Here is a 13726-nt window from a genome sequence, read left to right on the forward strand (position 1 = left end):
ACGCCCCCACTGACAATCGGCCCTGCGAGTACGTTTGTGCAGGTCAGAGCGATTGTCAGTGGCATGGTGCACGGTGGTGTCAGATCCGAACCGGCCGAGCTGGAGGGGGCCTCAGCCATGCCTGTGTCCACAGAACCGACATCCGCGACGACATCCGCAGAACCCGGTGGGAACGGCTCCGCGCCCGCGGGGAACACGGACAGTTCCGGGGCGCTGCGCCCGCACGCCGAGGACGCCTTCGCCGGTGAACTGGCCGCGCTGGCCGCCCAGGACGACCGGCCGCGCCCGGTCCGCTGGAAGCTGTCGCCGTGGGCCGTGGCGACGTACCTGCTCGGCGGCACCCTGCCGGACGGCACCGTGATCACGCCGAAGTACATCGGCCCGCGCCGCATCGTCGAGGTCGCCGTCACCACGCTCGCCACGGACCGCGCCCTGCTCCTGCTCGGCGTGCCCGGCACCGCCAAGACCTGGGTCTCCGAACACCTCGCGGCAGCGGTCAGCGGCGACTCGACCCTCCTCGTCCAGGGCACCGCCGGCACCCCGGAGGAGGCGATCCGTTACGGGTGGAACTACGCCCGGCTGCTCGCCCACGGCCCCAGCCGCGACGCCCTCGTGCCCAGCCCGGTCATGCGGGCCATGGCCGACGGGATGACCGCGCGGGTCGAGGAGTTGACCCGCATCCCGGCCGACGTGCAGGACTCGCTCATCACGATCCTCTCCGAGAAGACGCTGCCGATACCGGAGTTGGGCCAGGAGACGCAGGCGGTCCGCGGCTTCAACCTCATCGCCACGGCCAACGACCGCGACCGCGGCGTCAACGACCTCTCCAGCGCGCTGCGCCGCCGTTTCAACACGGTCGTGCTGCCGTTGCCGGAGAGCGTCGAGGCCGAGGTCGACATCGTCGCGCGCCGCGTCGACCAGCTCGGCCGCTCGCTCGACCTGCCGCGCGTGCCCGACGGCGTCGACGAGATCCGCCGCGTCGTGACCGTCTTCCGCGAACTGCGCGACGGGATCACGTCCGACGGCCGCACAAAGCTGAAGTCGCCCAGCGGCACGTTGTCGACCGCCGAGGCGATCTCCGTGGTCACGGGCGGCCTGGCGCTGGCCGCGCACTTCGGTGACGGCGTGCTGCGGGCCGGGGACGTCGCCGCGGGCATCCTCGGCGCCGTCGTCCGCGACCCGGCGGCCGACCGGGTCGTCTGGCAGGAGTACCTGGAGACGGTCGTCCGCGAGCGCGACGGCTGGACCGACTTCTACCGAGCCTGCCGAGAGGCGAGCGCGTGACCGGAAAGGGGGCCAGAAGTGGGGCCGGGGGCGGGGGGGAGAAGTGGGCTCGGGGCCGGTGACGGTGCCCGTATCGGGAGCGGGCTCGGGCTTGGGCTTGGGCTCGGGCTCGGGAGGAGTGCGGACGGTGAGGGGGGAGGTGACGGGCGTGGCGGGGACTGACGAGGGTGCGGGCGGGTGGCCGTTGCTGCTCGGGGTGCGTCATCACGGGCCCGGTTCGGCGCGGGCGGTGCGGGCGGCCCTGGACGCGGCCGCACCCCGGGTCGTGCTCATCGAGGGGCCGCCCGAGGCGGACGCGCTGATTCCGCTGGCCGCCGATCCGGACATGCGCCCGCCGGTCGCGCTCCTCGCCCACGCGGTCGACGAACCCGGGTGCTCGGCGTTCTGGCCGTTCGCGGAGTTCTCCCCGGAGTGGGTCGCGCTCCGCTGGGCTCTGGAGCACGACGTTCCGGTTCGCTTCATCGACCTGCCCGCGACTCACAAGCTGGCCTGGCAGAAGGCCGAGGAGGCGGATGGGGAGGAAGGGGTGGAAGGGGTGGAAGAGGAGGCGGGGGCTTCGGGTGGCGGGTTCGACCCCGGGTCGGACGGTGGGGCGGGCACTGTGCCGGAGGGGGGTGCTGACGTTCGGGTTGATCCTCTGGGTGTTCTGGCGGACGCGGCTGGTTATGACGACGCCGAGCGGTGGTGGGAGGACGTCGTCGAGCACCGGGGTGCGGGGGACGCGGACGTGTTCGCTCCGTTTCTGGTGCTGGAGGAGGCCATGGGGGCGCTGCGGGAGGTGTACGGGAGCGGCGGGCATGAGCGGGATCTCGTGCGCGAGGCGTATATGCGGCTCCAAGTGCGGGCTGCGGGAAGGGAGTTCGGGGAGGCGGGCGTGGCTGTCGTGTGCGGGGCGTGGCATGTGCCCGCGTTGCGGTGGCGGGTGGCGGTCGGGGCCGACCGGGCGGCGTTGAAGGGGCTGCCGAAGATCAAGGCCGAGTTGACGTGGGTGCCGTGGACGCATCGGCGGCTGGCGCGGGCCAGTGGATACGGGGCGGGGATCACCTCGCCGGGTTGGTACGCGCACCTGTTCGGCGCGCCGGACCGGCCCGTCGAACGGTGGCTGACCAAGGTCGCCGGGCTGTTGCGGGACGAGGGCCGGATCGTGTCGTCGGTGCATGTCATCGAGGCGGTGCGGCTGGCGGAGACGCTCGCGGCGATGCGGGGACGTCCGTTGCCGGGGCTCGACGAGACGACCGATGCCGTGCGTGCGGTGCTGTGCGACGGGTCGGACGTGCCGTTGGCCCTGGTGCGGGACCGGCTGGTCGTCGGGGACGTGCTGGGGGAGGTACCGGAGGGGGCGCCGGCGGTGCCGTTGCAGCGGGACCTGGCCCGGACGCAACGCCGGTTGCGGTTCAGGCCCGAGGCGGTGGAACGGGAGGTGGAACTGGACCTGCGCAAGGAGACCGACGCCGGACGCGGCAGGTTGCTGCACCGGCTGCGGCTGCTCGGCGTCGACTGGGGTGAGCCGACCGCCTCGCGGGGCAGCACCGGCACCTTCCGGGAGACCTGGCGGCTGTGCTGGGAACCGGAGTTGGCGGTGCGGGTCGCCGAGGCCGGGGTGTGGGGCACGACGGTGCTCGGCGCCGCCACGGCCAAGGCGGAGGCCGACGCGGTCACCGCACCCGACCTCGCCGGCGTCACCGGCCTGGCCGAACGCTGCCTGCTGGCCGAACTGCCGGACGCGTTGCCCGTGGTGATGCGGGCCCTCACCGACCGCGCCGCGCTGGACACCGACGTCGGTCACCTCGCCGGGGCGTTGCCCGCGCTGGTCCGTTCGCTGCGCTACGGGGATGTGCGGGGCACCGACACCGGGGCGTTGGCGGGGGTCGCCGCGGGTCTCGCCGAACGGATCTTCGTCGGCCTGCCCCCGGCCTGCGCCGCCCTCGACGCCGACGCGGCCGACGAGATGCGCCGCCACGTGGACGCCGTGCACGGCGCGGTGGGCCTGCTGGGCGACACGGAAGCGACGGAAGCGACGGAAGCGATGGAAGGAGAGGAGGCACCCGGGGCGGGACTGCGGGTGCGGTGGCGCGGGGTGCTGCGGGTGCTGTCCGCGCGGGACACCGTGCCCGGGGTGATCCGGGGGCGGGCGGTGCGACTGCTGCTGGACGAGGGGGAGTTGGCGGGGGAGGAGGCGGCACGGCTGATGGGGCTCGTGCTGTCGCCGGGGACCGCGCCCGCCGACGCCGCCGCCTGGATCGAGGGGTTCGTCGGCGGCGGCTCGGGCGGCGGGATGCTCCTCGTGCACGACGAGAGGTTGCTCGGTCTGGTCGACACGTGGCTGACGTCGGTGCCGACGGAGGCGTTCACGGACGTTCTGCCGTTGCTGCGGCGCACGTTCTCCGCGTACGAACCCGGCGTCCGGCGCACCCTCGGCGAACTGGTCCGGCGCGGCCCCGCCCACCCCGACCGCACCCCCACCGGCCACGGCACCCCGGGTTTCGCCCCCGACCTCGACACCGAACGCGCGAACGCGGTACTGCCGATACTGCGGCTGCTGCTGGGGCTGACGGAAGAGACACCGGCCGGGGTCCAGCCGGCCAGGGGCCAGCCGCCCGAGGACCGGTGGGCGGGGAGCCAGTCGCCGGCAGGCCAGCGAGCCGGGGAGCAACTGGCCTGAGCCCGCCAGGCTGGGGAGCGGCTGGCCTGAGCCCGACCGGCCTGAGCCCGACACGCCGGGAAGCAGCAGGCCTCAGCCCAGCAGGCCTGAGCCCGTCAGGCCGGGGAGCGGCTGGCCTGAGCCCGACCGGCCTGAGCCCGACACGCCGGGAAGCAGCAGGCCTCGGCCCAGCAGGCCTGAGCCCGTCAGGCCGGGGTTCGGCAGGACTGGGTCAACCGGCCGGGAGTAGCTGACGGGTTCCGGTGAGTTGGGGAGCAGCTGGCCTGAGTGCGGCGGGCCGGGGAGCAGTTGGCCTGGGGTTGAACGGCACGGGGCCAGCTGGCCTGAGCTTGATCGGCTGGGGGTCAGTGGGGGCGGGTCAGTTGGTGGGGCTCGGCGGGCCGGGGAGTTGCTGGGCCTGGGGCCGGCTGAGCGGGTTCAGCTGACCTGAGCGTGATCGGCCAGTGGGTCGGGTCAGTTGGTGGGCCCGGCGGGCCAGGGATCAGCAGGCCTGAGTTCAGCCGACCGGGACGCAGCCGGGCCTGGAACCAACCGGTCGGGGACCAGCCGACCTGAGTCCAATTGGCTGGAGTCCGGCCGGTCGGGAGCCCAGCGGGCGGGTCCCAGCTGGCCGGGAAACAGCAGGCCAGGGGCCAACCGGCTGGGGACCAACAAGTCGCGGGCCAGTCAGCGGGGGGCCAGCGAGCCGGAGTCCAACAGGCCAGAGCCAGGCCTGCCGGAAACGCAGCGGGCCCGAGAGCAGTCGGCTGGAGAACGACCGACCGGAGACGGGCTGACGGGAGCGCCGTCGGTCGTGGAAGAGCCGACAGGCAGGAAGGGAGCTGGGCCCAGCTGCACTGACGGGAGGGGGTGAGGGGAGGTGGGCTGGCCCAACGGGGTCTGTTCGGAGGGGAGTTGGAAGGGGGAGGACTGGCCCCTTGCGAGTCCGTTGAGGGGAGTCGGTGAGAGGGGGGAGTTGGTCCAACAGGGGCTGTTCGAGGGTGAGTTGGCAGGGGGGCTGGCCTCACGTGAGTCCGCCGAGGGGGAGTCGACATGAGGAGGGCTGGCATGAGGGCGGTCGGTCGGAAGGGGGCTGGTGGAAGGGAGCTGGCTGACGGAGGGGAGTCGGTTGGCGAGGAGCTGGCTGGAGGTGAGTTGGCCCAACGTGAGCTGTCCGGAAGGGGGGTGGTCCAACAGGAGCTGATCGAGGGCGAGTTGGCGGGAGGAGAGCTTGCCCCACGTGAGTCCGCCGAGGGGGAGTCGACGGGAGGGAGGGCTGACATGAGGGCGGTCGGTCGGAAGGGGAGTTGGCAGTGCGGGGGCTGGTCCGACGCGCGCTGGTTGAAGGGGAGTTGGCCGAAGGAGGGGAGCTGGCTGGAGGAGGCGAGCCGGTTGACGAGGGGCTGGCTGGAGGTGGGTTGGCCGGAGGAGACGGGATGCCGATGGCGGGCGATGACGGTGACCTGGTGGGGGTGGGGATATGACAGCGGCTGGGGGTGGAGACATGGCAGCGGTGCCGAAGGAACCGGGCAGGCCGGGGGCATCGGGCGGACCGGGTGCACTGGGCGGGTCGAGCGGACCGAGCGGGTCGAGTGGTGCGGGTGCGCCAGGTGGGCCGTGCGGAGTGCGCGGGTCGGGTACATCGGGTGGATCAGGCGGGCCGAGCGGAGTCCATGCGCCGGGCGGACCAGGCAGGCCGGGGGCATCGGGCGGACCGGGTGCGCCGAGCGGACCGAGCGGGTCGGGTACATCGGGTGGATCGGGTGGGCCGAGCGGGGTCGGTGCGTCGGACGGGTCGAGTCGGTCTGGGGTGCCGGGTGGGTCGAGTCGGTCTGGGGTGGCCGGTGGGTCGGGCTGGGGGAGTGGGCGAGGTGGCCCGCATGTCCCGGGTGGGGCCGGTAGCGCGGGGGGTGAGCCAAGTGGCGGTGAGGAAACCGACGTTGCTGCGCGGGAGCGGTTGCGGCGGTGGCGGTTGGTGCTCGGTGGGGGTGCGGGTGACGGCACCGGGTGTGTGCTGGGCGGGCGGGACGCCGCGATGGACGGGGCGTTGGCGGCGTTGTACGGGAAGGGGGACAAGGGACGTTCCGCGGGGCTCGGGGCGTCGGCGCCGTCCGTGGCGCGTTGGCTCGGGGACATCCGGACGTACTTCCCCACCTCCGTCGTTCAGGTGATGCAGCGCGACGCCATCGACCGGCTCGGGCTGGCCACGCTGCTCCTGGAGCCGGAGATGCTGGAGGCGGTGGAGGCCGACGTACACCTCGTCGGCACGCTGCTCTCCCTCAACAAGGTGATGCCGGAGACCACGAAGGAGACGGCGCGGGCGGTCGTGCGCAAGGTCGTCGAGGACCTGGAGAAGCGGCTCGCCGGGCGCACCCGGGCCACCCTCACCGGCGCCCTCGACCGCAGCGCCCGCGTCAGCCGGCCGCGCCACCACGACATCGACTGGAACCGCACCGTCGCGGCCAACCTCAAGCACTACCTGCCCACGTACCGAACGATCGTGCCGGAGCGGCTCATCGGGTACGGGCGGGCCACGCAGTCCTCCAAGAAAGAGGTCGTCCTCTGTATCGATCAGTCGGGATCAATGGCGGCGTCGGTTGTGTACGCCTCGGTGTTCGGAGCAGTGCTGGCTTCCATGACGACGATATCCACGCGACTCGTCGTCTTCGACACATCAGTTGTTGACCTGACGGACCAACTGGACGATCCCGTCGACGTCCTGTTCGGCACCCAACTGGGCGGCGGGACGGACATCAACCGGGCCCTCGCCTACTGCCAGTCGCAGATCACCCGGCCCGCCGACACCGTCGTCGTGCTGATCAGCGACCTCTACGAGGGCGGCATCCGGGACGAGATGCTCAAGCGGGTGGCGGCGATGAAGGCGTCGGGCGTGCAGTTCGTGGCGCTGCTCGCGCTGTCGGACGAGGGGGCGCCGGCGTACGACCGGGAACACGCCGCCGCACTGGCCGCCCTCGGGGCACCGGCGTTCGCCTGCACCCCCGATCTGTTCCCGGAGGTGATGGCGGCGGCGATCGAGAAACGGCCGTTGCCCATGCCGGACACCGTGTAACCGGACGCCGGCCCAGAAGGACGCCGGTAAGCCGGTCAAGAAAGGGCGCCGGTCAGAAGGGCGCCGTCAAGAAGGGGCACCGGTCAAGAAGGGCGCCGTCAAGAAGGGCGCCGGGTAAGCCGGGCGAGAAGAACGCCGGTCCCGAAGAACGCCGGCCCCGAAGTCCGAACGGCCCCCGGAAAGCAGGCGACTTGTCGACCTGCCGACCGGGGGAACGGCCGCAAAACGGACATGACTACCCACAGGTAACGGAGGGCTTGCGCAACCTCGGGAGGGCCGTGCGAGGCTGACCCCGATCCCGGTCCGATCTCCACCCGGATCACCCCCTATCTCCACCCTCAGCTCCGGCTGTCTCCACCTCCCGTCTCCACCTCCCGTCTCCACCCACCCCGTCTCCGCTCCCTCGATTCCGCCTCCCCTCTCCGCCTCCTCGACTTCGCGTCGAATCCCGCCTCGACCCCACTCCGTTCCGCCGTACCGGAGGATCTGCCCGCCGTGACCTCGCCAGCCTCGTTGTGCGGTGCCGTTGTGCGCGTGCTGCGTGCGGCGGCCGGGCGGCGTGTGGTGGAGGTCGCGCTGCTGGTGGGCGGGTTGTTCGCGTTCGGGTTCCTCTGCGGGGAGCAGGCGCACGCGGCGGACGGGGTGGGCGGGGTGGGCGGCGCCCGGTCGACGATGAGGGGCACAGTCACCAGCCCGACCGCACCCCTCACGCACCTCACCTCACAGCTGGCCCGACACTCCACGCGCCGCACCGCGCCGCTGGTCCGACAGCCCGGGCACCTCACCGCGCCGCTGACCCAGTACCCCACGCACCTCACCTCACCGCTGCTCCAGCACCTCACCCACCTCACCTCGCCCCCGACCAGGCACCCCGCGCACCCGGCGCACCCCACCAACCCCTCACCCCGGCCGACCGGTCACGCCACCCAACTCGCCCGGCACCCAGCCCAGTTGGCCGACCACCAGGCACCCAAGCCCCCGCGCCACCCGGCGCCCTCGAACCCCGGCACCCGGAGCCCCGGCGCCTCGAACCCCGGCACCCCGAGTCAGGGCACCCGGAGCCACCGCACCCCGGACCCCGGCACCCCGGACCCCGGCACCCCGAGCCACCGCGCCCCGCATCCCCGCACCGGCCACGCCCCCCGACCAGTCAGCGACCACCTGATCGCACCGGTCGGAGAAGTGGTCGACACGGTCACCGGCGTCCTGGGCCAAGTAACGGCGAGGACAACGCCGTTGACCACCCGCCCCTCCAGGCCGACCGAGCCCACCTCGCGGCCACGGCCGACCTCACCGGAACTCCCCGCCCGGCCGACCCCGTCGAGCTTCCCGGCCTCGCCGGAACTCCCTGCCCGGCCGACCCCGTCGAGTCTCCCGGCCTCGCCGAAGCTCCCTGCCCGGCCGACCCCGTCGAGCTTCCCGGCCTCACCGGAACTCCCCGCCCGGCCGATCTCGCCGAGCTTCCCCGCCTCGCCGAAGCTCCCCGCCCGGCCGACCCCGCCGGCACTCCCCACCTCACCGGAACTCCCCGAGCTGCCGACCCCGTCGACCCTCCCCGCCACCCCGAAGCCCCCCGCCCCGCAGACCCGCCCCACCCTGCCGAAACTCCCCAACCTCCCGGCCCTGCCCAGCCTCCCCGGCGTTTCTACCCTCCCGGCCCTGCCGAAGTTGCCCACCTTCCCCGGCGTCCCCACCCTCCCTACCTTCCCCGGCGTCCCCACGCTCCCGGTGCTGCCCGCCTTCCCCTCGGGTTCGTTTCCGGGGGCGGCGGACGTGCCGTCGTTCCCGACGGTGCCCGGTGTTCCGGAGGAACCGAGCCTCCCCGGGCTGCCCGACCTCCCGGTGCTGCCCGGGGTGTCGGTCGTCCCCGGTGGGACGGTGCCCGTGGCGCAGCCCGGCGATGACGGGGGCGCGTCGGCCGACGGGGACGGGAACCCGGCGACGGGCGGGGCGGCGACCCTCACCCCGGCCCGGTACGTGAGCGGCGTGGCGTTCGGCCCCGTTTTCGTGGACGGCGGGCATCACGTGCACCGGGGTGTGCACAAGGGCGGACGGCGGACCGGAGTTGTCGGGCGGGCGCCGGTTCGGCAGGCGCCGGGTGGGGAGCCCGACGGGGCGCTGGTCAGTCACTCCGCCGTCGACGGCGGCGGCTCCCGGCATCAGCACGGCGACGCGTGTGCCGTCGTCCTCCACCACCAGGCGCCGCTGCCGCTCGTGCGGGGCGCTTCCGCGCGGGAGTGCGCGGCCGAGATCCAGGACCGGTACCGGGACATTCCCGTTTCGCCCGCTTAGGTCCGGCGCCCCCCGCCGTTGACCTGCCGCGCGGGGGCGGCACAGGTCTGCCCAACCGTCCGAAGCCCCGCTGTACTTCCGCATCTCCGCGCGATCTCGTGCGGGACCGCCGACCGGTCCCCTCGGGGTCCCTCGCGGTCGGAGCCCCTTCGCGGGACCCCTGCGGGTACAGCCGCCGGACGGAAACCGAAGCCTTTTGCGATCCAAGGATCTGACGCACGCATGTACGAGTACTTCCGCACGACTGCTGCCACCGCCGCCGCTGCCACCGCTGCCGCTGCTGCCACCAAGTCCGCCGGGCACGTGCTGCGCGGCCCGTCCGCCGCGCCCGGCAGGGCCAGGGGAACCGCCGCCGCCCAGGTCATCCTGGGTGCGCGGGCCGCCCGCGCCGCCCGCGCCAAGGCCGTCGCCACCACCGGCACCGCGACCGCAGCGGGTCCTGCCACCACCGCCGGCCCACACCACGGCCTCGGCGCCCTCCCCGCGGACGCGCACGGCACCCGCGCGTGATCACGACGACCACCGGCCCCGCAACGGCAACCGGCCCCGCAACGGCAACCGCCGGTTCGGGCCACGGCCCAGGCCACCGCCCCGTCCCCGCCGTTCCCCCCATGGACGGCCACCGCACCCGCGGCTGAGCCCCCTCCCCACTCACCACCACCCCCCTTCACCACCACCCCCCACCCCCTGCTCCGCGAGTCACCGTTGTTTCCGGGCGGGCGAAATCCGTCGGGTCGTTCGGGCGGCGGGTCGCGGATGTGGACGGGTGGTCCCCATTGGGGTGGGGACCACCCGTTCCGAGCCCTTCGGGGCAGAACAAAAAGGGCCTCACCGGGTCAACCCCACCCGGTGAGGCCCTCCTTTCTTCCGCCCTCCCCTCGGCCGCCTCTTCGCACTCCCCGGCGTCCGGGACGAGCCCCTCTTCCGGGCTCCCCGGCGCCCGGAATGCGCCCCTCCCCAGCCCTCCCCGGCACCCCGCATGGCCCCCTCACCCGGCCTCCCCCGTGTCCGGGAGCGGCACGGCGTGCCATGGGGGGCGGCATCATGTGACAGGTATCACCGCTCACATGTGACCAGCGATTTAGAAGCCCCCTGCAAGCAGGGATAACCTGCGAGGCGGACATGCCGCGCCCTCGGACACCGTGAGCGCTTCCCCTGTGACCCATGCGGACGTCACGTTGCCCTTCGCGGCACGCCCACGCATCCAACGAACCGCGAGATCACTGATAGGGACGGAAGCGCGTGGACCTGTTCGAGTACCAGGCGAGGGACCTCTTCGCCAAGCACGATGTACCGGTGCTGGCCGGTGAAGTCATCGACACGCCCGAGGCGGCGCGCGCGATCACCGAGCGCCTGGGCGGCAAGTCCGTCGTCAAGGCGCAGGTGAAGGTCGGTGGTCGCGGCAAGGCCGGTGGCGTCAAGCTGGCCGCCTCCGCGGACGAGGCCGTCGCCCGGGCGACGGACATCCTCGGCATGGACATCAAGGGCCACACGGTCCACAAGGTGATGATCGCCGAGACCGCTCCGGAGATCGTCGAGGAGTACTACGTCTCCTTCCTCCTCGACCGTGCCAACCGCACGTTCCTCTCCATCGCCTCCGTCGAGGGCGGCATGGAGATCGAGGAGGTGGCGGCCACCCGACCGGAGGCCGTCGCCAAGACCCCGATCGACGCCATCGACGGCGTGGACGAGGCCAAGGCCCGCGAGATCGTCGCGGCGGCCAAGTTCCCGGCCGAGGTCGCGGACAAGGTCGCCAACGTCCTCGTCAAGCTGTGGGACACCTTCATCAAGTCGGACGCCCTCCTCGTCGAGGTCAACCCGCTCGCGAAGGTCGCCTCCGGTGACGTTCTCGCGCTCGACGGCAAGGTGTCGCTGGACGAGAACGCCGAGTTCCGTCACCCCGAGTACGAAGAGCTGCACGACAAGGACGCGGCCAACCCTCTGGAGGCCGCGGCCAAGGAGAAGGGCCTCAACTACGTCAAGCTCGACGGCGAGGTCGGCATCATCGGCAACGGCGCGGGTCTCGTCATGAGCACCCTGGACGTCGTCGCGTACGCCGGTGAGAACCACGGTGGCGTCAAGCCCGCCAACTTCCTGGACATCGGCGGTGGCGCCTCCGCCCAGGTCATGGCGAACGGCCTGGAGATCATCCTCGGCGACCCGGACGTCAAGTCCGTCTTCGTCAACGTCTTCGGCGGCATCACCGCCTGCGACGAGGTCGCCAACGGCATCGTCCAGGCGCTGAAGCTCCTGGAGGACCGCGGCGAGAAGGTCGAGAAGCCGCTCGTCGTCCGTCTCGACGGCAACAACGCCGAGCTGGGCCGCAAGATCCTCACCGACGCCGCCCACCCGCTGGTGCAGCGCGTCGACACCATGGACGGCGCGGCTGCCAAGGCTGCCGAGCTGGCCCACGCCGCCAAGTAAGCACTCAGGACGAGGACACCAACACACCATGGCTATCTGGCTCAACGAGGACAGCAAGGTCATCGTCCAGGGCATGACCGGCGCCACCGGGCAGAAGCACACCAAGCTGATGCTGGCGGACGGCACCAAGGTCGTCGGCGGCGTGAACCCGCGCAAGGCCGGTACCTCCGTCGACTTCGACGGCACCGAGGTACCCGTGTTCGGCACGGTCGCCGAGGCGATCAAGGAGACCGGGGCCAACGTCACGGTCATCTTCGTGCCGGAGAAGTTCACGAAGGACGCCGTCGTCGAGGCCATCGACGCCGAGATCCCGCTGGCCGTCGTGATCACCGAGGGCATCGCCGTGCACGACTCGGCGTCGTTCTGGGCGCACGCCGGCAAGAAGGGCAACAAGACCCGCATCATCGGCCCGAACTGCCCCGGCATCATCACGCCGGGCCAGTCGAACGTCGGCATCATCCCGGGCGACATCACGAAGCCGGGCCGCATCGGCCTGGTCTCGAAGTCCGGCACGCTGACCTACCAGATGATGTATGAGCTGCGTGACATCGGCTTCTCGACGGCCGTCGGCATCGGTGGCGACCCGATCATCGGCACCACGCACATCGACGCGCTCGCCGCCTTCGAGGCCGACCCCGACACCGAGCTGATCGTCATGATCGGTGAGATCGGTGGTGACGCCGAGGAGCGGGCTGCGGCCTACATCAAGGAGAACGTGACGAAGCCGGTCGTCGGCTACGTCGCGGGCTTCACGGCGCCCGAGGGCAAGACCATGGGCCACGCCGGCGCCATCGTCTCCGGCTCCTCCGGCACCGCGCAGGCCAAGCAGGAGGCCCTGGAGGCCGCCGGCGTCAAGGTCGGCAAGACCCCGACCGAGACCGCGAAGCTGGCCCGCGAGATCCTCGCCGGCTGACCTCGCGTCACCCAGGCACCCACCCGGAGCAGTTCCGGGCACCGATGGGCCCGACCCCGCACAGGGGTCGGGCCCATCGGCCTGTCCGGCCACCCGTGTCCTACTCGGCTGCCGGAATGAGCCGTTCCGGGCCGGTGGCCGCCGCGCCGCGCAGTTTGGCACGCAACTCCCGTTCCGTGTCCGACAACGGGCCCTGGGCCACCCGGGCGGGCACGCCGCGCACCTCGGTGCCCGGCGCGACCGGCGGCTCGTAGTGGGTGGGGGCGGTGCGCAGGGTGAGCGTGGTCGTGCCGATCAGCGCCGCCGTGAACGCGATCGCCGCCCGGGTCCGCAAGCGTGCCCGCCGTTCGCTGCCGTACCGCACGGACGGCGGCCGGGCCGCGCGCAGCCGTTCCGTCGACGCCGACGCGGCCAGCCGTTGGTGCAGGACGCGCGGGTCGGCCAGCTCCGGCACCCGGGCGGCGATCTTCGCGCGGGCGTGCAGCAGCCGACCGGCGGCCGCGGGCGTGCTCGCCTCGGTCTCCGCCGCCGTCTCCGGCAGGTCGAGGCCGACGCCGTCGTAGAGGAGGACGGTGCGGCGGTAGGGGGCGGGGAGTTTGAGGAGGGCGCCGAGCAGGGCGCGGGCCGAGGGGTCGGCCGGGGGCGGTTCGGGGGAGCGGTATCGGGGGCGGAACCGGTGCCAGGGGGAGAGGGCGTACTCGTAGGCCGACGCCCGCACCCAGCCGGCCGGGTCGCGGTCGACGGCCACCTCGGGCCAGCGTTCCCAGGCCCGCTGGAAGGCCTGCTCCACCGCCTCCCGGGCCAGATCACGCCGCCCGGTCAGCAGATACGCCTGCCGGACGAGGGCCGGTGCGCAGAACGCGTACAGCGCGTCGAACGCCTGAGCGGGCGTCAGGGCGGCGGCGGTCCCGGCGTCGGCGTCGGCGAGGGGGGACGCGGCCCCGGCGTCGGGGGGCGCCTCCCGGGTGACACCGGCCCGCTCGGCCACCTGATCCTGGGTCAGCGACCCGGCCCCGCGCAGGCGTCGGCGTTCCTCGGGAGGGGGGAGAGGGGAGCGAGGGCTCTGTGTCACAGGGCACCCTTTCGTACGAAAAAGTACATA

8 protein-coding genes are annotated in these 13726 nt (G+C 72.8%); 7 read left to right on the forward strand and 1 reads right to left on the reverse strand.

Annotation, left to right across the window (positions count from 1 at the left end; all coding sequences use genetic code 11):
- Positions 1–117 precede the first annotated feature (117 nt).
- The 7 genes from ACIQOU_RS22250 to sucD all read left to right on the forward strand — a co-directional run bounded on the left by ACIQOU_RS22250 (position 118) and on the right by sucD (position 12624).
- Positions 118–1284 carry an AAA family ATPase gene (locus ACIQOU_RS22250; protein ID WP_401538520.1) on the forward strand — a complete coding sequence of 389 codons (1167 nt, stop codon included), beginning with the start codon at positions 118–120 and terminating at the stop codon, positions 1282–1284.
- A gap of 148 nt (positions 1285–1432) precedes the next feature.
- Positions 1433–3946 (forward strand): DUF5682 family protein, encoded by a 2514-nt coding sequence (locus tag ACIQOU_RS22255; RefSeq protein WP_401538521.1) that lies wholly within the window; start codon positions 1433–1435, stop codon positions 3944–3946.
- 1936 nt (positions 3947–5882) lie between these two features.
- The gene (locus ACIQOU_RS22260) at positions 5883–6995 is read left to right on the forward strand and encodes a VWA domain-containing protein (protein ID WP_401538522.1); all 1113 of its coding nucleotides are present in this window, start codon (positions 5883–5885) and stop codon (positions 6993–6995) included.
- 495 nt (positions 6996–7490) lie between these two features.
- Positions 7491–9287 (forward strand): hypothetical protein, encoded by a 1797-nt coding sequence (locus ACIQOU_RS22265; protein WP_401538523.1) that lies wholly within the window; start codon positions 7491–7493, stop codon positions 9285–9287.
- A 222-nt stretch (positions 9288–9509) separates the two neighbouring features.
- Complete coding sequence (locus ACIQOU_RS22270) at positions 9510–9797, forward strand: hypothetical protein (protein ID WP_401538524.1); 288 nt, start codon at positions 9510–9512, stop codon at positions 9795–9797.
- Between the two features lie 732 nt (positions 9798–10529).
- Complete coding sequence (gene sucC / locus ACIQOU_RS22275; protein ID WP_401538525.1) at positions 10530–11711, forward strand: ADP-forming succinate--CoA ligase subunit beta; 1182 nt, start codon at positions 10530–10532, stop codon at positions 11709–11711.
- A 28-nt stretch (positions 11712–11739) separates the two neighbouring features.
- Entirely contained in the window at positions 11740–12624 is an 885-nt protein-coding gene (gene sucD, locus ACIQOU_RS22280) for a succinate--CoA ligase subunit alpha (protein ID WP_401538526.1), read from the forward strand.
- A gap of 100 nt (positions 12625–12724) precedes the next feature.
- On the opposite strand, the gene ACIQOU_RS22285 is transcribed toward sucD, so the two are convergent.
- Positions 12725–13696: an RNA polymerase sigma factor gene (locus ACIQOU_RS22285; protein WP_401538527.1), complete on the reverse strand. Its 972-nt coding sequence runs from the start codon at positions 13694–13696 to the stop codon at positions 12725–12727.
- Between the last annotated feature and the right edge of the window lie 30 nt (positions 13697–13726).

This window comes from Streptomyces sp. NPDC091279 (genome assembly GCF_044757465.1).
Lineage (GTDB): Bacteria > Actinomycetota > Actinomycetes > Streptomycetales > Streptomycetaceae > Streptomyces.

Excerpts from the sequence above, each read along its gene's own strand:
- ACIQOU_RS22250 (WP_401538520.1), top strand. The coding sequence starts at position 118 with ATGCCTGTGTCCACAGAACCGACATCCGCGACGACATCCGCAGAACCC.
- ACIQOU_RS22270 (WP_401538524.1), top strand. The coding sequence starts at position 9,510 with ATGTACGAGTACTTCCGCACGACTGCTGCCACCGCCGCCGCTGCCACC.
- sucD (WP_401538526.1), top strand. The coding sequence starts at position 11,740 with ATGGCTATCTGGCTCAACGAGGACAGCAAGGTCATCGTCCAGGGCATG.